The following is a 20,789-nucleotide window of genomic DNA, read 5'->3' on the forward strand; positions in this document are numbered from 1 at the left end:
AAAAATTAAATTTCTCATACCTAGGATAGAAATTATGATATAGAACCGTTGAAACTAAAACCCCAATAAAGAATAACACAAAAACATCAACAGGAGACAGCAAAAATATTTTTCGCTTCCAATAGAGCATCCCTACCAGCAAGAACAAAAAAAATAAAATTACGATCATCATTCTATGTTTTGGAAATACTAGCTTCTTTCAAGCGCTTTAATTGCAGCGTTTGTATTGTAAAAATTGGCTGTATGTCCTACAATATACATATAGAGCTCGCCCTCTTTCTCGTCCATTAAGGAAATTTGAGGACTCGATTCTGGTCCTTTGAATACTTTAATAGAATACGTTGGTGTTTTGTAAACTGGAATACTATCCGCATTTGTAGCTTCATACCATCCAGAAGCATTCTTTCCTACAAATACCTTTCCTGTTAACCGGTTTAAAACGACTAAGGTATACTCATTAGCCTCTACTTGATAGAGTTCCATTTGATATTTTTGTTTGTTTACAATTTCTTTTAGACTGAAAGAATCCGCTTTCTTTTCCTCCTCTTTACAGGATACTACCAATGCTAAAACAAATATCAAATAAATATACTTTTTCATTTTTTAGTTTTTTTTAATTCAGATTTTGTACAAATATAGTAGCTATTTTTAATTTTCATTATTAAAACACATTATAATCATCACCTTTTAATATCGTTTCCTGTATCTTATTTTAGGTTCTAATTACAATAACGTTTTCTTTTTAACAGCAAAATAAAAAATAAGTAAAACCATAATTATATCAACACTTATACGAAGAATAACTAAATTTTTAAAACTCATTTGTCCCATAAAGTACAGCAACAATACTACAAAAATATAAATCAAACAAGAAAAAACAAGCGCGTAATTATATTGTTTTAATGCCCCAAAAGCTACTAATGAACAACTTCCTATGATGATGGAACTACTGATTACTGGTATCAATACTACCAATGATTTTAGTAAATAGGCATATTTCCCCATAGGAATCCCGCCAAAAAAGATCATTAATTCTTCGGAAAAATAATAAATACTTCCTGCAAAGAACAAAGCACTGCAGATTGTAAAAAGAACTAGTTTTTGTAAAAATAGTTTATTCCTTGTACGCACAATGGATGGAAAAACCGCTTGTTGAATGACTTCAAAAGGAAAAATAAAAGCGAAAATTATTTTAGAAGCTATGTCAAAACCGGAGACTAAATTTTTAGAACAGAAATAACCAATTAAAAAGATGGTGCCAAAATTTAAAAAAAGTGTTGAAAATCGTCCTAAAAAAAATAAGTAGCCTTCTTTAAGGTAAAACTTCAAAGTCGCTAGGGGAACGATTATGAATTTAAAGTTGGAAACTTTTTTCAGGAAATAAAATCCCAACCCTCCCCAAACTAAGTTCGAAACTACCAAAATAAATATATAGACTAAGATATGATTTGCATTTTTCACAAACAGTATCGTAAGAATAACCAATAAAGATCTGGAAATAACACTTACGATAGCAATGGGTTTCATTTTTTCGATTCCTTGAAAATACCAAATTGGAAATAAAATTTCTCCAATTCCCATCAGTAACATAAAAAATAGCAGATGGATAACTTTTGCTATTTCATCATTAAAAGAAAATAACCCCAGCAGTAAAAAACCAAAGACAAATAATCCTGTTTTTATGGTTAAAATGGCAGAAATAATTTCGTCTATCTTAGCCTTATTTTGTTTGTTTTCAACAATATATTTTGCCACATACATGTCAAACCCAAAATTAACTAGTATTAAAAAGTATTGCGTAAATGAATCAACCCAAGTAAGAATGCCATAGCCTTGTTCTCCTAAAGTCCTTATTAAATAACCCAACAAGATATACTTTGAAAGTATATTGGTAAACTTAATAACACTAAAATAAAAAAAGTTATGTGCAACTTCATTACTTAATGATAGGCATATTTTTCTCCACATTTACTTTCAAATTAGTTGTGTTTCCTTAGACTAAATTGTTTCTTGCCATGTTTTAATTTCAATATCAAATGTCTTTTTGATCTTACTTTTATCTAAAACACTGTAGCGAGGTCTGTATGCAGGGGTTGGATACTTAGAACTTGGTATTGGTTTTAAATCAATTTTGATGTGATTAACTTCAAATATTTTTTGGGCAAAATCAAACCAGCTGCAAACTCCTTCATTACTGAAATTGTAAATGCCATAGGTGTTAATTTCTGGGTTTTTATTAGTAAACAAAATAATCTGTACCAATACATTCGCTAATTCCACCGCATGTGTAGGTGTTCCTATTTGATCATCAACTACCGCTAATTCGTTTCTTTCTGTGGCTAATCGCAACATGGTTTTCATAAAATTATTCCCAAATTGCGAATATACCCAAGATGTTCTTACAATAAAATAGTCTTGTAAAATGCTTTGAATAGCTTTTTCTCCGTCTAATTTAGTTTGTCCATAAACGCTTTTTGGATTGGGAGTTGCGTCTTCGGTGTAAGGTGTTGTTGCATTTCCATCAAAGATAAAATCCGTAGAAACATGAATTAATTTGGTTTTGAACTCTTTACAGGCTTCCGCTAAATTTTTAGCACCGGTCAAATTGATTGCAATCGCTTTATCAGGTTCACTTTCGGCCTTATCAACGGCGGTGTATGCAGCTGTGTTAATACAAAAATCAGGTTTAATTGTGTTGAAAACGGACGCTATTGCTACTTTTACAGTAATATCGAGTGCTTTAGAATCACAAAAAACAAAATCAATTTGAGGGTATTTATCGGCAACAAATTGAAGGGACTGCCCTAATTGTCCATTTGCACCTGTTACAAGCACTACCAGGCGCATTTTGCATTCTCTAAGGTTGGTAACAAGTGGTCCTTTTCAGAAATAACTAATTCCGATACCGGAAATTGCCAATCTATATTAAGTTGAGTATCGTTATAGCTAATTCCTCCTTCTGAATCCTTGTTGTAAAAATTATCACATTTATAAAAGAACGTGGCGGTTTCACTTAGTACTAAAAATCCATGCGCAAAACCCCTTGGCACAAAAAACTGCTTTTGATTTTCGCCAGAAAGTACCACTGAAATATGCTGTCCAAAAGTCAAAGAATCCGGTCTAATATCGACCGCAACATCTAAAACTTCGCCTTGTAAAACGCGTACTAATTTAGCTTGTGCATGAATTCCAGTTTGATAATGCAATCCTCTAAGCACACCTTTAGTTGAAAAGGACTGGTTGTCTTGGACAAAATGAACTTCTTGATGGACTCCTTCTTGAAAGGTATTCTCGTTGAAACTTTCCATAAAATAGCCCCTTTCATCTTTTATGATTTTAGGTTCTATAATATAACATCCTTCGAGTGTAGTAGGTATAAATTTCATAAATTATTTTAAATAATATCTAACAAATGCGTGCCGTAGCCACTTTTTAGTAACGGTTGTGCTATTGCTTTTAACTGTTCGGCATTGATATACCCCATGGTATAAGCAGCCTCTTCAATAGAGCCTATCTTGAGTCCTTGGCGCTCTTCAATAACTTGTACAAACTGGGATGCCTGCATCAAAGAATTAAATGTTCCCGTATCAAACCAAGCTGTTCCTCGGTCCAGAATACTAACTTTTAGTTTTCCTCTCCTAAGATATTCCTTATTCACATCTGTAATTTCAATTTCTCCGCGTTGACTCGGTTTAATATTGGCTGCAATTTCAACAACGTCATTGTCATAAAAATAAATACCCGGTACTGCATAATTGGATTTAGGCACCAACGGTTTTTCTTCAATAGAAAGCACTTTACCATTAGTATCAAAATCAACTACGCCATAACGCTCTGGGTCATTCACATGATAGGCATAAATAATCCCGCCTTCAGGATCATTATTAGCTTGCAGTAAATCAGACAAACCCGTTCCGTAGAAAATATTGTCTCCTAGAACCAGGGCCACTTTATCTTTGCCAATAAAATCCTTGCCTATGATAAAGGCTTCTGCTAAACCGTTTGGGTGTTCCTGAACAGCGTATTCAAAACGACAGCCCAACTTAGATCCATCACCAAGCAATTGTCTAAATAGTGGTAAATCATGCGGCGTAGAAATAATAAGTATTTCTCTAATTCCTGCCCACATCAAGGATGATAGTGGATAGTAAATCATGGGTTTGTCATAAATAGGCATCAATTGTTTGCTTACGGCTAACGTCAGTGGATGCAAACGAGTTCCTGATCCTCCTGCTAATATTATTCCTTTCATAGATTGCAATTATAGTTCAAATTATATTGCTATTTGTTGTGCCTTTAACACTTGCTTTTTATAAAAAGCGATAAAAAATGAAATAGAAATGAAAATAAAAATAAATAAAAACGGCAGTATTAATTTCATTTTGCCATTAATAGAGACTGTATTTTCAATATTTATGGCGGTGCTATTCTCTTTTATAATTTTATCCGAAGTTAACAACGCAATTTTTAAGTTTCCAATTTCTGTAAGCAATGATTCTTTCGTTTTAATGACATCATTCAATTGCGTATTTTCATTGTAGTACACTAATTTATCACTTTTTTGATTGTTTCCAGCTGTAGCATTCGAAAACTCGTTTAAGATTCCGTCTATTTGAGAAACAATTCCCTGGTTGGTCTTTATCCTTTCTTGAATATTAATCACGGACGCTTTCTGAATTTTAGTATAGTAATCGCTCGTGTTCAAATAGTTTAAAATCGGTTGTATCCCCTTTTCATTATTAGTTATTCCCTTTGTTAAAAAAGTAATGGTATGAAAAGCATAATTCTTACTGGTGGTCGTTTCCTTCACAATGGATTTTAAATCTCCATCTTCTGCCATTAACTTAAGCAGTGCAAAATTTTGATCGCTGTTATTGATAAAACTATAAACGTCGACAATGGGTTCAATAGAAATTTTTGTTATTTTAGTTGGCTCTAGAATACCGATTGCTTTTAAAAAAACCGTATCTCTTTCTTTTACTTTAGCTGCTAATAAATCAATTTTTGCATATAAATAATCCGTACTGCCAAAATTAGGAGCTACAATAACCTCACTTTTATAACTCTTATTTCGCTGGTCTATAAAAAGTCCTAGGGCAAGACCAACTACAAACAAAATCAAAATTACTCGTACATTCTTTACAAAAAACCCAATACATCTGAATAAGAAAGTATTAAAATCTTGTAGCAAATTGCCAATTTTTTTTGAAATTTGAGTTAAATCTATTTCTTGTTCTTCTGAATTATTGGGCACGTTTGTACTCATTTATAGTATTATTTTGCGTTGAAAATTTGTTCCAATATTTTAATGGTAATCAAATAAGTTGGCTTTACACCCGTAGTTCCTAGTCCTCCTGAAGCTAATGTGCTTCCGGTTTCCAAAGGATTATCAGAGGCATAATACGCATATCTTACCTTAACATCATGAGGAACACTCTTTCTGATTTTAGAAGCAGATTGAATTGCTTTTTGATAATAAGAACCTTCCATTTCCAATCCAATAATTCCCCAAGTCGATTCATGGAAAAACTTCAATAAATCTCTATTTTGCAATGAAGTTCCCAAAACGGTAACCATTGGTCCAGCAAAAACAGCAATGTCGTTTCCTTCAAACATTGCAGCAGTCAATTCATTTTCGAAAAAATAATTATCCGCCGTTCCTTCATTGATGTGTGCATTCGGAATCATAATGTCTCCTTTTCCACCTTCCAGAATTCCTGCTTTCCCCATGATAGAAACCGATTCCACATTCAATAAAGTGTCTTTTTTAAACGGTTTTAACAGCTCGTCAATGGTTTCATACGCTTGTTCTCCAAACGCGTAATCCATAACGATAAGCACTGGTTTTTTATCTCCTGTATTTGCCTTAGGAAATGACGTTTTTGCCCAATCCATTTTGGCAGTATCAAAAATTTGCACATCTATATTTGTTCCTGACGTATCCGGCAACGAAATCATTCCGCATTTCAACGCCACTTCTTCCACTTGGTTTCGAACCGCATTAGCGCCGGACTTACTCAATTCCTCATAAATAAAGAAATCCGATTTGTCTTTGAACTTGGTTTTCAACACTTCCGTTGCAAAAATAGAGTTCATCACACTGTGCATGTTCGCACTAATTACGTGAATTGGACGGTCTAAAAGTTGGTTTTCTTTCAAAACTTCCTTGATGCTGGTCGCCCAAATCTCCCCGTGAATATGGTGTCCCAAACGCTCTCTCAAAATAGGACTGAAGGTGATTGTTCTCTTGTTATCATCTACAATTTCTTCGATGGCTAGTTTTCCCAACCAAAAGATGACATGCAAGAAACGATCTGGCGCAGCAGCTGAACCAAAAGCATCATAGATATCCAATACTTCCTCAAATGTTCTTCCCAGAATATTAGCAGCATGGGAAATCGCTTTCTCTTTTTCTACCTGAGTCAGTTTTTTATTTTGTGAAACTGCTTGTTCCAGTTTAAACCAATCGCGCGAAACTTCCCCGGCATCATCCAGTAAAACTCGGTTTCTAATCTTGTGTGATTCAATGAAAATAAAGGTTAGGTGCGTCAAAATATCATAAATATCGGAACGCCCGCGAGTAATCTCCACGTTCATTTGCTCTTCATCGATACGGTAACAATTTCTTTTTCTTTTAGGAGGGACAATTGCTTTAAAATGAGATTTAGAATATCCTTCTTCTGAAGTTAAATTAATAAACCGACATTCCTCAATTCCTACTGGAAGACGCTCAATTACATATAAAAGCCCGTTCAATTCGACTTTTTCTTCAGCAATATTTCCATAAATTTCTGGTCGTAATGCTAATAATGCTTCCCGCAACGTATCGCCTGAAATACCCATTGGCTTGTAAAATCCCCTGTTGAAAAGATGACGCATAGTGATGTACATTTTTTCAATGGCTGCTGAAGATTCTTGTGCTCTAGAACGTGATATATTTTTTGTTTCTTTCATTTTCTAACTATTTTCTAACCTGCAAAGGTAGTTTTTTTATTTTCTAATTTGTTAACGTAAGATTAATTGCGGGCTCGATAACTACTTTATTCAAATTTTCTTTTAACGAAGAACCTTTTCTTGAAATCCATTTCCCTTCTCGATACGCAACTGTATTTTCCGTTTCAACTTTATGCACCATGACAGCGGGAGCGTAAGTTATAGAATACTTATTTGAAGATTCTTTGGAAAAAGATTTATATAAATATTTATTTTCTTCGATTATCATCCATTCATAAGCTATAAAAATTCCATTATCCGGGAAAATTATATTGAATTTGGACAAATCAATTACATTTTTAGTTTTTCCTGATTTTACAACAACTATAATATCTTCTTTCAATAAATCTTCTCCTGGGAAACCATTTCCCATCACTGAAAAAATTCTCAATTTGAATTTTGCATTTTTAATTTTGCTCTTTGTAAACACGATTGCATTTTTTAAAAAAGGAGTTTTTTTATACACCCCATCAAATTCAAATCGTTTAGCATAAATCCAGGGCACAGAACCTGAAAGATGGCTTCCAGTAGATTTTTTAAAATTTCCAATTTCTCTTTCTATTGATTCTTTGCTTTTAGTTATTACAATTTCTTTAAGATTATAAATGGCGGTCTGCAAAACCACCTTGTCATTATTTGAAATTTTAATTTTCTTGGTTTCAAAACCTACTGCTGAAAAAACCAAAATCTTTTCATTGGTTGTATTAATTAAGAATTCTCCATCCTCGTTAGAAGTCGTTCCTATGTTTTCATTTTCAACCCAAATATTAACATAGGGAATGGGTTTATTACTTTCATCAAGAACAATTCCTTTAAATTGTGAATAAATAGAACTACTAACAACTAGTAAAAGCAGCGTTAATTTTCTCATTTTATAATTGGTAAATTTTCTAATTGATCCACTATATTTCGATCATTAGAAAGTCTTGGAATTTTATTTTGTCCACCCAGCTTCCCAATAGATTTCATATAATCCTGAAATCCGTTTTTAACAACCTTCGTAACGACCACTTTTTGCAATACTTTGCCCACAATCAAATCATCATAATACATATTCTGTTTTCGCATAGCATTGTCTAGTGCTTCCGCAAAAGATACGCTGTCTTCCGGTTCGTTCTCAAATTCAATAAACCATTCATGATACGGCAATCCTTCTGCGGGAGTGATTTGTGGCGACACGGTAAATTCATTGATGCGAATATCTGTACCAAGAATTGCTTCCTGCAACGCACTTTCCACTTCTTTACCAATGACATGCTCTCCAAAAGCCGAAATATAATGCTTGATTCTTCCCGAAACAATTATTCGGTACGGTTTTAAACTGGTAAATTGAACCGTATCGCCAATATTATAACCCCAAAGTCCCGCATTGGTTGAAATGATCAAAACATAATTCACTCCCAATTCTACTTCGCCAATCGTATAACGTTTTGGCTTTTCATTAGAGAATTCATCCGATTTTATAAATTCATAAAAAATTCCGGAGTTCAAGAGCAGTAACATGCCGCGTTCCTTTTGCGAATCCTGGTACGCAAAAAACCCTTCCGAAGCCGGAAACAACTCAATACTGTCTACTTTTCGTCCAATAAGATTTTCAAATTTGGCGCGATACGGTTCATAATTCACGCCGCCGTAAATAAACAAATTGAAATTTTTGAAGATTTCACCCACTGGCTTCCCTCCTTTTTGATGCAATTTTTCAAAATACATTTGCACCCAAGAAGGGATTCCTGAAATCACCGTCATGTTTTTATCAAAGGTTTCCTCCACAATTGCATTTACTTTGGTTTCCCAATCCTCAATACAATTGGTTTCCCATGAAGGCATTCGGTTTTTTTGAAGGTATTTTGGAACAAAATTGGCTACAATTCCAGACAAGCGACCTAATTTAATTCCGTTTTTTTCTTCTAATAGTGGACTTCCTTGCAAGAAAATCATTTTTCCATCCACAAAAGCAGCATTTCCAGTTTCATGAATATAGTGTAAAATTGCATTTCGAGCCGCTTCAATATGAAAAGGCATGGATTCTTTAGTCAGCGGAATGTATTTTGCTCCTGAAGTAGTTCCAGAAGTTTTAGCAAAATAAAGGGGCTTGCCTTTCCAAAGAATATTTTCTTGCCCTTTAACTACTTGATCTACATATGGTTTCAACGCTTCATAATCGCGTACAGGAACTTGTTTTGCAAAATCCTTCTCGTTTTTTATTGTTTCAAAATGATGGTCTATACCAAATTGAGTGTTTTTTGCAGCTGCTATTAATTCCATTAACACCTTTTTTTGAGTTACAATAGGATTAGTAGCCCAAAGTTGTGTTTTCTTGTATATTTTTTGTGCAAATATTTTTGCCGCAATTGATTTTATTGACATTTTGTTTTTATTCTTTAAAAATGAAAAGATACTTTTATTTCGGGTTTTCGCTTCTTCTCTTAGCGGCGTTTGAGACTGCATTTTTATCTTCCACCGCTACTTGTTTTCGCAACTCCATTTCTTGCTTTGAAGCTGATAAATTAACTTGCGGTACCACTTCATCTGCAGCCGAAAGTATAGAATCTTTATTGAATTTTGCATATTCTAGTTCACCGGTTAACACTTTCTGGATTGATTGAATATAAGCTTCATTGCGCTGCAGCGCTTTGGACAATGAATCTGACTTTAAAGCGAGTTCCAATGCATCTCTCTTTAATTTTGACGATGAATAGCCTGGTATAAATTCTCGTAACGGGGTAAAAGCTATGATAAATGTAGTGACAATTGTAATAATTATAGCACCTAAAGTAGCTACCACAAAAACATTCATCAAGGTAAGTTTCAACGAAAAAGTTTCTTCAAAAGTATCCTCGTTTAAAATTATTAATCGCCTTTTATTGAATAGGTTTTCCTTTATTACTTTGCGTTTTTGTCTTTTCTTGGACATCTAAATTGATTATTGAACAAATATAACAATTATTGTCATTGATTGTATTCCCTTGCATTGACGTCACTGTTCTTAACGTAAATTTATTTTTAGCAAATTTTTAACGCTTATGAAACCAAATAAATGCTACAAAATGATTTTCGGTTAACTAATTCTATATACCTTTGCCTGCAGTTTTATTACTAATTTGCTTCGGCAATAAATTATTCAATCATGGGAAGATTAGGTGTTACAGAAATCCTTGTTATATTAGCGATTGTTTTATTACTTTTTGGTGGTAAAAAAATCCCGGAATTGATGAAAGGTTTAGGAAGCGGAATCAAAGAATTCAAAAACGCTGCTAAAGACGGCCAGCCAGCTGATAAAAAAGAAGAAGAAACAAAATAAAAAAAAGGCTTTTCATAATTTGAAAAGCCTTTTTTTATGGTTTAAATAACCATCGTCAACTGAATTCTCTTTCTATCCTCATCGACTTCCACCACTTTTACGGTAACATGTTGGTGTAATTTTACTACTTCATTCACATCGCTGACAAAACCTGCTTTCAGTTGGGAAATATGAACCAAACCGCTTTCTTTGACTCCAATATCCACAAAACAACCAAAATTGGTAATGTTATTGACAATTCCAGGTAAAACCATTCCTGTTTTTACATCTTTTATTGTTTTTACATTCGGGTCAAATTCAAAGACTTTAGCTGATTTTCTTGGATCTAATCCTGGTTTTTCTAGTTCTTTAATGATGTCTTTCAATCCCAATAAACCTATATCTGGTGTAATGTAATTTTCTGGTTTTATCAAAGCTGTTTTTTCTTTGTTGGCAATCAAATCATGCACTGTCAATTTCAAATCTTTCGCCATTTTCTCTACAATTCCATAGGCCTCCGGATGAACCGCTGAATTATCTAACGGATTTTTGGCATTCGAAATTCGGATAAAAGCAACGCCTTGCTGGTATGCTTTTTCACCCAAACGCGGTACTTTTTTAAGTTGTTTCCGATCTGTAAAAGGACCGTTTTCCGAACGATAATTTACAATATTTTCAGCCAGCTTCTCTCCTATTCCACTCACATAACTCAACAAATGCTTGCTTGCAGTATTGATGTTTATCCCAACTGAATTCACACACCGAATCACTGTATTGTCTAATTCTTCTTTGAGTTTAGTTTGGTCTACATCGTGTTGGTATTGGCCTACGCCAATGGCTTTCGGGTCAATTTTAACCAATTCCGCCAATGGATCACTCAATCGTCTTCCGATAGAAACCGAACCTCGAACCGTAACATCATAATTGGGAAATTCGTCTCTGGCAATTTTCGATGCGGAATATACCGATGCTCCAGCTTCAGAAACGATGAAAACCTGAACCGGTTTGTCGAAAGCTATTTTCTTGATAAAGAATTCGGTTTCACGCGAAGCGGTTCCGTTTCCAATGGAAATCGCATCAATTTTATACGAATTCACCATCGAACGAATTTTTTTCATTGCCATCGCCTCCTCTTTTTGAGGTGCGTGCGGATAAATAGTTTCGTTATATAATAAATCACCTTTCTCATCCAAACAAACAATTTTACAACCGCTTCTAAATCCTGGATCAATGGCCAGAATTCGTTTTTCACCCAAAGGCGGAGCTAATAATAATTGCCCTAAATTATTCGCAAAAACCTGAATCGAATTGGCATCAGCCTTCGCTTTGGCCTCTTGCAGCGACTCGTTTGAAATGGCTGGATTCAGCAATCGTTTGTAACTGTCTTCTATGGCCAATTGCACATGTGGCGTGGTTTTGTTTTGACCTTTTAAAACTAAAGTATCAATAATATCATACGCTTCGTCAATATCGACTGCTACTTTGAACTTAATAAAACCTTCATTTTCCGCACGAAGCATCGCCAATAATCTATGGGAAGGAGCTTTACTTAATGGTTCTGACCAATCAAAGTATTGATTGAATTTCTGTGCGCCTTCGTCGTCTTTTTTTGTTTTTACAACTTTAGTGGTAATTGTTGCCTTGCGTTCGTAAAGGCGTCGGAGTTGCTTTCGAACATAAATATTTTCATTAATCCATTCGGCAATAATATCTCTGGCGCCTTGTAATGCCGCCTCTTCATTGATGACATTTTCGTTTAAATATTTTGTCGAAATAAAATCGACATCGTCATTATTTTGCGCCATGATGATTTTTGCCAATGGTTCCAATCCGTTTTCGCGGGCAGCATCGGCTTTTGTTTTTTTCTTCTTTTTGAATGGCAGATAGAAATCTTCCAATTCTTGTAAATCAAAACTTTGCTGTATTTTTTTGTCTAATTCTGGGCTAAGCGCGTTTTGTTCTTGAATCGATTTTAAAATGGCTTCTTTGCGTTTTACTATAATTTCGTATTCCTTTTGAAGCTTGGCAATTTGCTCGATTTGGACTTCATCGAGATTTCCGGTCGTATCTTTTCTATAGCGTGAAATAAACGGAATCGTGCAATCTTCTTGTAATAATTGTACGGTATTCTGAATGTTGATTGCTAGTGTGGCAACCTGTTGTTTAATAAAATTGATGTTTGTCATGTTGCTGACCATTTAGGCGGATATTAATTTATTATTTATACAAAAATACATCGTTTTTCATCTAATTTTTAAAGTTGATTAAATAAAATTGAATTTTCATGTTGTAGAATGTAAATTTTTTATTAATTTTATAAGTCACTGATTTACAGATATTAAAACCTACTAACCATAAAAAGTAAGTAATCAATTAATACCTCACAAATATGGAAACTACTACTACTATTAAAAAAGTTTTGCTGATTGGATTGGCTTTAACTTTAATATCCTTTGAATTGCCTTCTGGCTGGTTTAAATCTGGAAGCGAGCCAGAAAGTTATGACATGAGGATTGAAAAAGGTGCCGGTTATGACGGGAAAAATGCGGCTACAATTGAATCCATAACTCCTACCGTTTCCGGTTTTGGAACTCTGATGCAAAGTTTTATAGCTGAAAAATACTTGGGAAAAAGAATCCGACTTTCAGGTTACGTTAAAACAAAAGACATTGCGGGAAAAGCTTGTTTTTGGTTAAGAGTAGAGAAAGCTAATTCTCAACAAATATTGGCATTTGATAATATGAATAACCGACCTATAACCGGAACGAATGATTGGAAAAAATATGAAATTGTATTGGATGTACCTGCAAGTGCGTCAAAAATTTCGTACGGCGCTTTAGTAAAAGGAACCGGACAAATTTGGTTTGACAATTTAAGCTTCGAAATAGTAGACAGCAGTGTAGCGACCACGGGAAAAAAAATTGAAAAAGTAGAGAAAATTATCGAACCTTCTAATTTAAATTTTGATGAATAATAGATCTAAATTTTTAATCCGATTAATCAAAAAATGAAATTCCAATCTCGAAAAATTATGTTTTCAAGATTGGAATTTCTGTTTTGAACCACTATTTTTTTATGCGTTTACAAAATTTGAATCACAACCAGTCCATTATAATTGTAAGGATAGTATTCTAATTAGACCATTTACTATTGTTCGCTTTTTATGCTGCCAAAGTGTTATCTTTGGTTCAAAATCCCCTGTTTATGTCTTTTCTATTTTGGTATTTTCCTCTTAGTAACTTAATAGCTTTTTCAATAATTGGAATAGACAAACGACTGGCTATTCAGCAAAAAAGACGCGTTTCAGAGCGAAGTTTATTACTTACAAGTGCAATAGGCGGTACGATTGGTTCCGGATTAGCGATGCTTTTTTTTAGACATAAAACGGCAAAAAGGTCTTTTTTATGGAAGTATTTTTTAATTGCTATACTGCAAATTATTATAGTGTATTTCTATGTTATAAAATCTAAATAATTACTCTTGTTTATTACTTCAAAAGTAGCATTCGGATATGCTTTTGCGAAAGCAGCAGGAACTTTTGCTTTTTTAGTTTCACTCCATTTAAACTCAAATCCAGCTAGTTCTTCTCCTTTTTCTTCCAACCAATCGAGTTCTTGCTGATCATAAGTTCTCCAAAAATAATTTTTAGCTTTTATCTTTTGATAATTTTGTTTTTTAACTCTTTCTGAAGCAAGATAATTTTCCCATAAATCGCCAATATCAGTCCTGGAATCCAAACGATTAAAATTATTAATAATCCCATTCCGAATGCCATTGTCATAAAAATACCAGCGACTGGATTTTACAATTTCCTTTCGAAGATTCCTGCTAAAACCTTCTACTTTGAAAACAATAAAAACTTTAGAAAGCAAATCTAAATAATTTGCAACTGTATTTTTAGACATTTGTAATTGAGTTGCCAGCTCCAACAACGAAACTTCTTTCCCTACCTGATACGCTATCAAGCGCAACAAATCGTATATTTTATCAGAATGTTTGATGCCATCAAATATCAAAATGTCTTTTAACAAATACGAATTGATGATTTCATACAAATACTCTTTTTTATCTTCCCAATCCACGTATTGCTCTAGTTCCGGATAACCACCAAAAAGCAATCGTTGCTCTAGATTCTCGCTGGTTTGTTTGTAATTTTCATAAGGAGCAAACTCAATTTGTGCCAATGGAAAAAGATATAAAGTGTTTTTTCGCCCCACTAAAGGCTCGCCCAAATTATTATTCAAATCAAATATAGAAGAACCCGTCGCAATGATTTTTATACCAGGAATAGAATCAACAATCAATTTTAAAATCAAACCGATATCAGGAATAATTTGTGCTTCGTCTATTACTAATAAATCGATATTCATCAACAATCGTTGGTAATTGCTCACGGAACGTTCCTTGAGTAAATTCGAGTCGTTAATATCTTCTCCATTAAGTTTCAAGTAACTTTCACTGGGAATGGTTTGAAGATAATTTGTTATCAGTTCCGTTTTTCCCACACGTCTGGCCCCTAGTAAAATCAAGACTTTATTTGGAAGTAATTTTCGATTAAATTCTTGAACAATCGCTCTGTTAAAATAATTTCCCATATTATTGTTTTAGAAATCTAGAACAAATATAAGTAAAAAACGTTAATTCGGTCAACGCACTGACCGAATTAACGTTAATTCAGTCAGTGCGTTGACCGAATTACTATAAATTTAGTCATTTGAAATAAAAAATCGCCGAATTGTTTTGAAATAATTCGGCGATTTCTCTAAGACAATAGGTTCTAACGTCCTATTATATTTTGTTTTACTAACAGCTAATCTTGTCTACTCTTGTTTGGTGTCTTCCACCTTCAAAATCCGTGTTTAAAAAGGCATCGACCATTTCTACTGCTTGAGGAATTGAAGTGAAACGAGCAGGAATACTAATAATATTGGCATCATTGTGCTGACGAGCTAAAACCGCAATTTCCTTCATCCAGCATAAAGCCGCACGAACTTTAGATTGCTTATTTGCTGTCATTGAAATTCCGTTTCCGCTTCCGCAAATAACAATTCCAAAATCAGCTTTTCCTTCAGCAACATCTGTGGCTACAGGACGACCAAAATCAGGATAATCTACGCTTTCCACTGAATCAGTTCCATAATTCGTTACTTCATGTCCTTTTGCTTCAAGCATTTCAACGATTGCTTTTTTGTAATCCGGTCCTGCGTGATCGTTTCCTATGGAGATTTTCATATGATATGTTTTAAGTTGTGTGCTGCAAATTTAAATAAAGTAATCTAGTATGAGGAATTTAAATTTCGCTTCTTTGATAGATTTTTCAATTTTATTTGGGTATCATAAACAATGTAAATTACCAAAACTGTAACTAACAGTCCGTGATACAATTAGCAGTTATCAACAATTGGATTATCTGTATAAATAGCTGTAAATCAATATAAATTATCTACTTTAAATGTTAAAAATTTACATTGTTAATAGCGAAACCTAATTGCTTGATATTCAGTTAACTTTAAGTTAACATTAAATGTTGATAAGTTCGGATAGAATTTTAGAAGTTTTTTTGGGTACTTAAATAAAAATAAGTAATCCAAAACCTGTTTTTTAAAACCTAATTTAGTTTGATAAAATTTTAGAATAGTTATCAATATTAAAAAGTAGGTTATCAACAAAAAGGAGTAGTGTGAGTTATTTACAAAACCAATAGTCTTTCTGTTATCAACCATTGTTAATTAAAATATAAAAACCCTTTAAAACGAATACTTTATCCTAAGATAAGTATGTTAATAACTCCCAATAACATCTTTAAACTTGATTTCAATGCGTTTTAAAATAAATTTATTGCCACTATTAACAAGCTATAATAACAACCAAAAAATAATTTAAATTTAATTTTTCTTTTTGTTTATATTAATATATGTTGACAACTTTCAAAAAAATTAAAGTCAAAAAAATGATTTTAGATTGATTTCAGTTTCAAACAATTTTCAAATTGCTATTCAAATTATCTAACAGTTCTTGAACTTTTTCAAAATCGTTGAAGTGAATTTTGAGTTTGATTCCACCGTATGCGAAACTGCCAAAAGGATCGATGGATACCAACGTTTCATTTTCAAAAAAAAAGTTAATCTCTTCCTGCTCTAGCAAATGCTTTATTACTACAATTTCATGGGAATAATTGAAAATTGCAATAGTTTGAAATTCTTCCATTTTAATACTTTTTATAAAGATACAACTATTATGTAAAGTTATATTTTCTTTAAAACTGTGCACTCTTTATGGATAACAGTTTAGTATTTTGTAATTTTAGACTTTTAAGAACAGATTTATGAGTAAAAGATTAAGAAAGCCGGTAAAAAAAGGGAAAGACTTCTCTGAAAAAATAGTAAAAATATTATCGCAAAGTGCTAATAAAGCATTCAATTATAAACAAATAGGAGCAAAGTTGGAGCTCGATGATACTGAGAGCAGAAACCAAATTATTAAAGATTTGAAGATTCTGGCTTCGCAAAACAAAATTATAGAATCAGAACCTGGAAAATATTTAATAAAAGCAATCAGCAAGGACTATTACGAAGGTAAAATTGACATGACTGGGCGTAAAACAGCCTATTTTGTATGTGCTGATTTAGAAGATGATGTTTTTATTCCTACCAATAATTTAAATCATGCTTTAGACAAAGATATTGTCAAAGTGTATGTTTATAACAAAAGAAGTGGTAAAAAACCTGAAGGTGAAGTTATTGAGGTATTAGAAAGAAATAAAACAGATTTTGTTGGTGTAATTGACATCCAAGCTAATTTTGCTTTTGTTTCTACTGCAAATCCAAAAATGTACACTGATATTTTTATTCCAAAGGATAAAATAGGCGAGGCGGAGCAAGGCGATGTAGTTTTAGTTCATATCGAAGATTGGCCAGCCAGAGCGGATAGCCCTTTTGGTTCCGTAATTAAAGTGTTAGGGAAACCAGGAGAACACGACACGGAGATTCATGCGATTCTTGCTGAATACGGTTTGCCGTCAGAATTTCCTATTGAAGTCGAAACGTTTGCACAAAAAATTGATACTTCGATAGAAGAAAGTGAAATTGCCAAACGTCGTGATATGCGAGATACGTTGACTTTTACCATTGATCCAAAAGATGCAAAGGATTTTGATGATGCACTTTCATTCAAAAAATTAGAAAATGGTAATTACGAAATTGGTATTCACATTGCCGATGTTTCTTATTATTTACAAGAAGGAACAATTCTGGATGATGAAGCATATCAAAGAGCAACATCCGTTTATTTAGTGGATAGAGTAGTGCCCATGTTACCGGAAGTGTTGTCCAATTTTGCGTGTTCGTTACGTCCAAATGAAGAAAAATATACGTTTTCGGCTATATTTGAAATCACAGAAACTTCTGAAGTGGTGAATCAATGGTTTGGAAGAACGGTAATTTATTCCGATCAACGTTTTGCTTACGAAGAAGCACAATACATCATAGAAACCAAAGACGATGTGATTCCGGAAGAAATTTCGATTACAGGAAGTTCGTATCAAGTTTCAGAAGCAATTGTTGCTGCGACGCTAAAAATGGATGAATTAGCTAAAATTCTTAGAAAAAGAAGAATGGCTGATGGTGCCATTTCTTTTGATAAAGTAGAAGTAAAATTTAATTTAGATGAAGCTGGAGAACCTCAAGGCGTTTATTTTAAAGTTTCCAAAGATGCCAATCATCTGATTGAAGAATTCATGCTTTTGGCCAATAAAAAAGTAGCAGAATTCATTGGAAAACAAAAGAAAACTTTTATTTATAGAATTCACGATGAGCCAAATGAGGATAAACTTTTTGCGATGCAAGCAGTAATTGCCAAGTTTGGACATAAAATTGATTTCAAACAAGGTTCTATTTCACAAGCTTTGAATAAATTAATGGAAGATGTAAATGGTAAAAAAGAACAAAATCTTATTGATACTTTAGCGATTAGAAGTATGAGTAAAGCCAAATATTCTACAGATAACATTGGACATTACGGCTTGGCTTTTGAATATTATTCTCATTTTACATCACCAATTCGTCGTTACCCAGATGTAATGGTGCACCGATTATTGCAGCATTATCTCGATGGCGGAAAATCTGCTGATGAAGAAACCTATGAAACCAAGTGCTTACATTCCTCCACAATGGAAGGTTTAGCGACTAATGCGGAACGTGATTCTATCAAATACATGCAGGTAAAATACATGCAAGATCATCAGGATCAGGAATTTTTAGGAGTAATTTCGGGTGTAACCGAATGGGGGATCTATGTAGAAATCATCGAAAATAAATGTGAAGGAATGTGTAGAATTCGAGATATAAAAGACGATTACTACACTTTTGACGAAAAACAATATGCACTAACCGGCGCAACTTCTGGTAAATTATTACAATTAGGAGATGAAATTTATGTTAAAGTAAAAAATGCTGATTTAGTTAAAAAACAATTGGATTTTAATTTTTTAAGAAGAATTGAAGAACCATTAAAATAGATAAAATGAAAAAATTAGTGATTATTGCTTTTGTATTTTTAAGTCAAATAACACAAGCACAAGTAACTAGAAACTTAGGGGATTTTGATGAAGTTAAAGTATTTGATAAAATCAATGTCAAATTAATTCCTGCATCTGAAAATAAGATTGTCGTAACTGGAGCACGCGCTGATGAAGTAGAAACGGTTAATAAAAATGGAGAATTAAAGATTAGAATGCCTTTTCCACAATTATTATCCGGTGAAGATATTATGGTTAAATTATATTTTAAAAACCTCGAAAGTATTGCTGTGAGCGAGGGAAGCTATGTTTCCAGTGAAGAAGATTTCAAACAAACAAGCTTAGATTTAAATGCAAAATCAGGAGGAGAAATTAATTTAGATATAGATGTTGACAAAGTAAATGTAAAGGCGAATGCTGGTGGAATAATTACTTTATCAGGAAAAGCGAAAAATCAAGATGTTGTAATAACTTCTGGAGGAATTTTAAACGCTAAGGATTTAGAGACTTTACAAACTACAATAAGCGTTGCTGCAGGAGGAAAATCTGAAATTAATGCCTCAACATTAGTTGATGCAAAAGTTCGTGCTGGTGGCTCTATATTTATCTACGGTAAACCCAAACAGATTAACAAGGAAGTTTTCATTGGAGGTACAATTTTAGAAAAATAGTAGTACTTTGGTTTAGATTTTAGCGTAATAAATTTAAATTTTTAATGATAAACGACATTTTAGCTGGTATTCCTTGGGGAATTTTCTTGAGTTTTATGATTGGTCCTGTTTTTTTTATTTTACTAGAAACAAGTATTATAAAAGGATTTAGAGCGGCTTTGGTATTTGATTTAGGAGTTATTTTAGGGGATATTGTTTTTATTGGAATTGCGTATTTAGGAAGTTACCGCTTGATTCAAAGTTTAAAAGATCAACCGGCTCTTTTTATATTTGGTGGAGTATTAATGTTGGCTTATGGTATAATTTCCTTCATACAGTTAAAAAAAGAACAGAAAATCAATACGGATATTATCGACAAGGAAATTGTCAAAAAAAACTATATAAGCCTTTTCATCAAAGGATTTCTATTGAATATCATTAATATTGGTGTTCTTGGTTTTTGGTTGGCAATTATCATTTCTGTAGGACCAAAACTCGAAATGCAAACCTCCAGAATGGTCACTTTTTTCACCTCGGTAATTATCTCTTATTTAGTTGTTGATTGTGTTAAAATACTTTTGGCAAAACAGTTAAAAACAAAGCTTACACCTGTAAATATTCTAAAAATTAAAAAAGGAATCAGTATTATAATGATGGTTTTTGGTATCGTTTTGATTACGCAAGGTTGGTTCCCAGAAGAAAAAGAAATGGTTAAAAAAGCATTTGAAAAAATAGATAAGTAATAATAATTTTAAAAAATAGTAAAAGCCTTGAATGTAATTTATTTATATTCAGGGCTTTTTATTTAAACATATAAGTCATTTAAGTTTTTTTAAATCACTAATAAATTAAGTTTTATTAAGATGTAGACTTAATTTTTCTTAATTACAAATGGTTAAAAATGTAAACTTCTTTTATTCCTTCTAAAATTAGACTTTAAAAAACCGCCAAATTACTTTGTACGTTTTAGAAAATTATCCAGATTTGAACTATAACTTACTTAATTTTTTCTAAAAATTAGTCCTAAAAAAAAGAGACACATTTCTGTATCTGTTGTTATGGCATCGTCTTGATTCGAACGCTATATTTACTTAATTTTTCCTAAAAATTTGACATAAAAAAAGAGACACATTGCTGTATCTCTTTTAGAGGCATCGTTTGGATTCGAACTATAACTTTACTTCATTTTTATTAAAAATTAGATATAAAATAAGATACACATTTCTGTATCTCTTTTAGAGGTATCGTCCGGGTTCTGTTTTGACCCCTATAAAACAAGAGTATTATTCTAAATTTCGATTTTTAATTACGCTGTTAATTTTTTCATCATTATTAAGTGTTTATCAGAGTT

At 32.9% G+C, this 20,789-nt stretch carries 20 protein-coding genes; 6 read left to right on the plus strand and 14 right to left on the minus strand.

Annotated features, from left to right (window positions below):
* Window positions 1-189: 189 nt before the first annotated feature.
* From IWX83_RS14955 to IWX83_RS15000, 10 genes are all read right to left on the minus strand, one after another.
* The gene (locus IWX83_RS14955) at window positions 190-600 is read right to left on the minus strand and encodes a hypothetical protein (protein WP_073353805.1); all 411 of its coding nucleotides are present in this window, start codon (window positions 598-600) and stop codon (window positions 190-192) included.
* A 123-nt stretch (window positions 601-723) separates the two neighbouring features.
* Complete coding sequence (locus tag IWX83_RS14960; RefSeq protein ID WP_196830865.1) at window positions 724-1,968, minus strand: oligosaccharide flippase family protein; 1,245 nt, start codon at window positions 1,966-1,968, stop codon at window positions 724-726.
* Window positions 1,969-1,998: 30 nt separating this feature from the next.
* The gene (gene rfbD / locus IWX83_RS14965) at window positions 1,999-2,835 is read right to left on the minus strand and encodes a dTDP-4-dehydrorhamnose reductase (RefSeq protein WP_370568437.1); all 837 of its coding nucleotides are present in this window, start codon (window positions 2,833-2,835) and stop codon (window positions 1,999-2,001) included.
* The gene (gene rfbC, locus IWX83_RS14970) at window positions 2,835-3,386 is read right to left on the minus strand and encodes a dTDP-4-dehydrorhamnose 3,5-epimerase (RefSeq protein WP_132065967.1); all 552 of its coding nucleotides are present in this window, start codon (window positions 3,384-3,386) and stop codon (window positions 2,835-2,837) included. Before rfbC ends, rfbD begins: the two co-directional genes overlap by 1 nt.
* 8 nt (window positions 3,387-3,394) lie before the next feature.
* Window positions 3,395-4,252 carry a glucose-1-phosphate thymidylyltransferase RfbA gene (gene rfbA / locus IWX83_RS14975; protein WP_132065969.1) on the minus strand — a complete coding sequence of 286 codons (858 nt, stop codon included), beginning with the start codon at window positions 4,250-4,252 and terminating at the stop codon, window positions 3,395-3,397.
* Between the two features lie 21 nt (window positions 4,253-4,273).
* Entirely contained in the window at window positions 4,274-5,266 is a 993-nt protein-coding gene (locus tag IWX83_RS14980; protein WP_196830867.1) for a hypothetical protein, read from the minus strand.
* Between the two features lie 8 nt (window positions 5,267-5,274).
* The gene (locus tag IWX83_RS14985) at window positions 5,275-6,954 is read right to left on the minus strand and encodes a hypothetical protein (protein WP_196830869.1); all 1,680 of its coding nucleotides are present in this window, start codon (window positions 6,952-6,954) and stop codon (window positions 5,275-5,277) included.
* Window positions 6,955-6,997: 43 nt separating this feature from the next.
* Complete coding sequence (locus IWX83_RS14990) at window positions 6,998-7,864, minus strand: carboxypeptidase-like regulatory domain-containing protein (protein ID WP_196830871.1); 867 nt, start codon at window positions 7,862-7,864, stop codon at window positions 6,998-7,000.
* Window positions 7,861-9,360, minus strand: coding sequence for a GH3 auxin-responsive promoter family protein (locus IWX83_RS14995; protein WP_196830873.1), 1,500 nt, complete (start codon window positions 9,358-9,360; stop codon window positions 7,861-7,863). Before IWX83_RS14995 ends, IWX83_RS14990 begins: the two co-directional genes overlap by 4 nt.
* A gap of 34 nt (window positions 9,361-9,394) precedes the next feature.
* The gene (locus tag IWX83_RS15000; RefSeq protein ID WP_196830875.1) at window positions 9,395-9,907 is read right to left on the minus strand and encodes a peptidase; all 513 of its coding nucleotides are present in this window, start codon (window positions 9,905-9,907) and stop codon (window positions 9,395-9,397) included.
* 213 nt (window positions 9,908-10,120) lie between these two features.
* On the opposite strand from IWX83_RS15000, the gene tatA reads away from it, so the two are divergent.
* Window positions 10,121-10,294, plus strand: a complete 174-nt coding sequence (tatA, locus tag IWX83_RS15005; RefSeq protein ID WP_066075957.1) for a twin-arginine translocase TatA/TatE family subunit — start codon at window positions 10,121-10,123, stop codon at window positions 10,292-10,294.
* A gap of 41 nt (window positions 10,295-10,335) precedes the next feature.
* Here tatA and IWX83_RS15010 read toward each other — a convergent pair whose 3' ends face one another.
* Entirely contained in the window at window positions 10,336-12,459 is a 2,124-nt protein-coding gene (locus IWX83_RS15010) for a Tex family protein (protein ID WP_196830877.1), read from the minus strand.
* A 203-nt stretch (window positions 12,460-12,662) separates the two neighbouring features.
* On the opposite strand from IWX83_RS15010, the gene IWX83_RS15015 reads away from it, so the two are divergent.
* Both IWX83_RS15015 and IWX83_RS15020 read left to right on the plus strand, forming a co-directional pair.
* Entirely contained in the window at window positions 12,663-13,247 is a 585-nt protein-coding gene (locus IWX83_RS15015) for a hypothetical protein (protein ID WP_073353791.1), read from the plus strand.
* 230 nt (window positions 13,248-13,477) lie between these two features.
* Window positions 13,478-13,747, plus strand: a complete 270-nt coding sequence (locus tag IWX83_RS15020; protein WP_196830879.1) for a DUF1294 domain-containing protein — start codon at window positions 13,478-13,480, stop codon at window positions 13,745-13,747.
* Here IWX83_RS15020 and IWX83_RS15025 read toward each other — a convergent pair.
* From IWX83_RS15025 to IWX83_RS15035, 3 genes are all read right to left on the minus strand, one after another.
* On the minus strand, window positions 13,726-14,868 hold the full coding sequence (locus IWX83_RS15025; protein ID WP_196830881.1) for an ATP-binding protein: 1,143 nt from the start codon (window positions 14,866-14,868) through the stop codon (window positions 13,726-13,728). The genes IWX83_RS15020 and IWX83_RS15025 overlap by 22 nt on opposite strands.
* Before the next feature lie 208 nt (window positions 14,869-15,076).
* On the minus strand, window positions 15,077-15,505 hold the full coding sequence (gene rpiB, locus IWX83_RS15030; protein WP_196830883.1) for a ribose 5-phosphate isomerase B: 429 nt from the start codon (window positions 15,503-15,505) through the stop codon (window positions 15,077-15,079).
* Window positions 15,506-16,246: 741 nt separating this feature from the next.
* Window positions 16,247-16,480 carry a DUF2007 domain-containing protein gene (locus tag IWX83_RS15035; protein ID WP_132065992.1) on the minus strand — a complete coding sequence of 78 codons (234 nt, stop codon included), beginning with the start codon at window positions 16,478-16,480 and terminating at the stop codon, window positions 16,247-16,249.
* Between the two features lie 118 nt (window positions 16,481-16,598).
* Here IWX83_RS15035 and rnr point away from each other — a divergent pair, with 118 nt between their 5' ends.
* From rnr to IWX83_RS15050, 3 genes are read left to right on the plus strand one after another with little or no spacing between them, the layout of a single operon-like run.
* Window positions 16,599-18,788, plus strand: coding sequence for a ribonuclease R (rnr, locus tag IWX83_RS15040; RefSeq protein WP_073353783.1), 2,190 nt, complete (start codon window positions 16,599-16,601; stop codon window positions 18,786-18,788).
* A 5-nt stretch (window positions 18,789-18,793) separates the two neighbouring features.
* Complete coding sequence (locus IWX83_RS15045) at window positions 18,794-19,459, plus strand: head GIN domain-containing protein (RefSeq protein ID WP_073353782.1); 666 nt, start codon at window positions 18,794-18,796, stop codon at window positions 19,457-19,459.
* 44 nt (window positions 19,460-19,503) lie between these two features.
* Window positions 19,504-20,181 carry a LysE family translocator gene (locus IWX83_RS15050; RefSeq protein ID WP_073353780.1) on the plus strand — a complete coding sequence of 226 codons (678 nt, stop codon included), beginning with the start codon at window positions 19,504-19,506 and terminating at the stop codon, window positions 20,179-20,181.
* Window positions 20,182-20,789: the final 608 nt, after the last annotated feature.

Source organism: Flavobacterium sp. CG_9.1 (genome assembly GCF_015751645.1).
In the GTDB taxonomy this organism is placed as follows: domain Bacteria; phylum Bacteroidota; class Bacteroidia; order Flavobacteriales; family Flavobacteriaceae; genus Flavobacterium; species Flavobacterium xanthum.

What these genes read in the sequence shown, in the direction of transcription:
- IWX83_RS15035 (WP_132065992.1), bottom strand. Translation starts at nt 16,480, where the DNA reads ATGGAAGAATTTCAAACTATTGCAATTTTCAATTATTCCCATGAAATT.
- tatA (WP_066075957.1), top strand. Translation starts at nt 10,121, where the DNA reads ATGGGAAGATTAGGTGTTACAGAAATCCTTGTTATATTAGCGATTGTT.
- rfbC (WP_132065967.1), bottom strand. Translation starts at nt 3,386, where the DNA reads ATGAAATTTATACCTACTACACTCGAAGGATGTTATATTATAGAACCT.
- IWX83_RS14960 (WP_196830865.1), bottom strand. Translation starts at nt 1,968, where the DNA reads ATGTGGAGAAAAATATGCCTATCATTAAGTAATGAAGTTGCACATAAC.
- rfbA (WP_132065969.1), bottom strand. Translation starts at nt 4,252, where the DNA reads ATGAAAGGAATAATATTAGCAGGAGGATCAGGAACTCGTTTGCATCCA.
- IWX83_RS15010 (WP_196830877.1), bottom strand. Translation starts at nt 12,459, where the DNA reads ATGACAAACATCAATTTTATTAAACAACAGGTTGCCACACTAGCAATC.
- IWX83_RS14985 (WP_196830869.1), bottom strand. Translation starts at nt 6,954, where the DNA reads ATGAAAGAAACAAAAAATATATCACGTTCTAGAGCACAAGAATCTTCA.
- rnr (WP_073353783.1), top strand. Translation starts at nt 16,599, where the DNA reads ATGAGTAAAAGATTAAGAAAGCCGGTAAAAAAAGGGAAAGACTTCTCT.
- IWX83_RS15020 (WP_196830879.1), top strand. Translation starts at nt 13,478, where the DNA reads ATGTCTTTTCTATTTTGGTATTTTCCTCTTAGTAACTTAATAGCTTTT.
- rpiB (WP_196830883.1), bottom strand. Translation starts at nt 15,505, where the DNA reads ATGAAAATCTCCATAGGAAACGATCACGCAGGACCGGATTACAAAAAA.
- IWX83_RS15045 (WP_073353782.1), top strand. Translation starts at nt 18,794, where the DNA reads ATGAAAAAATTAGTGATTATTGCTTTTGTATTTTTAAGTCAAATAACA.
- IWX83_RS15050 (WP_073353780.1), top strand. Translation starts at nt 19,504, where the DNA reads ATGATAAACGACATTTTAGCTGGTATTCCTTGGGGAATTTTCTTGAGT.
- IWX83_RS14990 (WP_196830871.1), bottom strand. Translation starts at nt 7,864, where the DNA reads ATGAGAAAATTAACGCTGCTTTTACTAGTTGTTAGTAGTTCTATTTAT.
- IWX83_RS14995 (WP_196830873.1), bottom strand. Translation starts at nt 9,360, where the DNA reads ATGTCAATAAAATCAATTGCGGCAAAAATATTTGCACAAAAAATATAC.
- IWX83_RS15025 (WP_196830881.1), bottom strand. Translation starts at nt 14,868, where the DNA reads ATGGGAAATTATTTTAACAGAGCGATTGTTCAAGAATTTAATCGAAAA.
- IWX83_RS15015 (WP_073353791.1), top strand. Translation starts at nt 12,663, where the DNA reads ATGGAAACTACTACTACTATTAAAAAAGTTTTGCTGATTGGATTGGCT.
- IWX83_RS15000 (WP_196830875.1), bottom strand. Translation starts at nt 9,907, where the DNA reads ATGTCCAAGAAAAGACAAAAACGCAAAGTAATAAAGGAAAACCTATTC.
- IWX83_RS14955 (WP_073353805.1), bottom strand. Translation starts at nt 600, where the DNA reads ATGAAAAAGTATATTTATTTGATATTTGTTTTAGCATTGGTAGTATCC.
- IWX83_RS14980 (WP_196830867.1), bottom strand. Translation starts at nt 5,266, where the DNA reads ATGAGTACAAACGTGCCCAATAATTCAGAAGAACAAGAAATAGATTTA.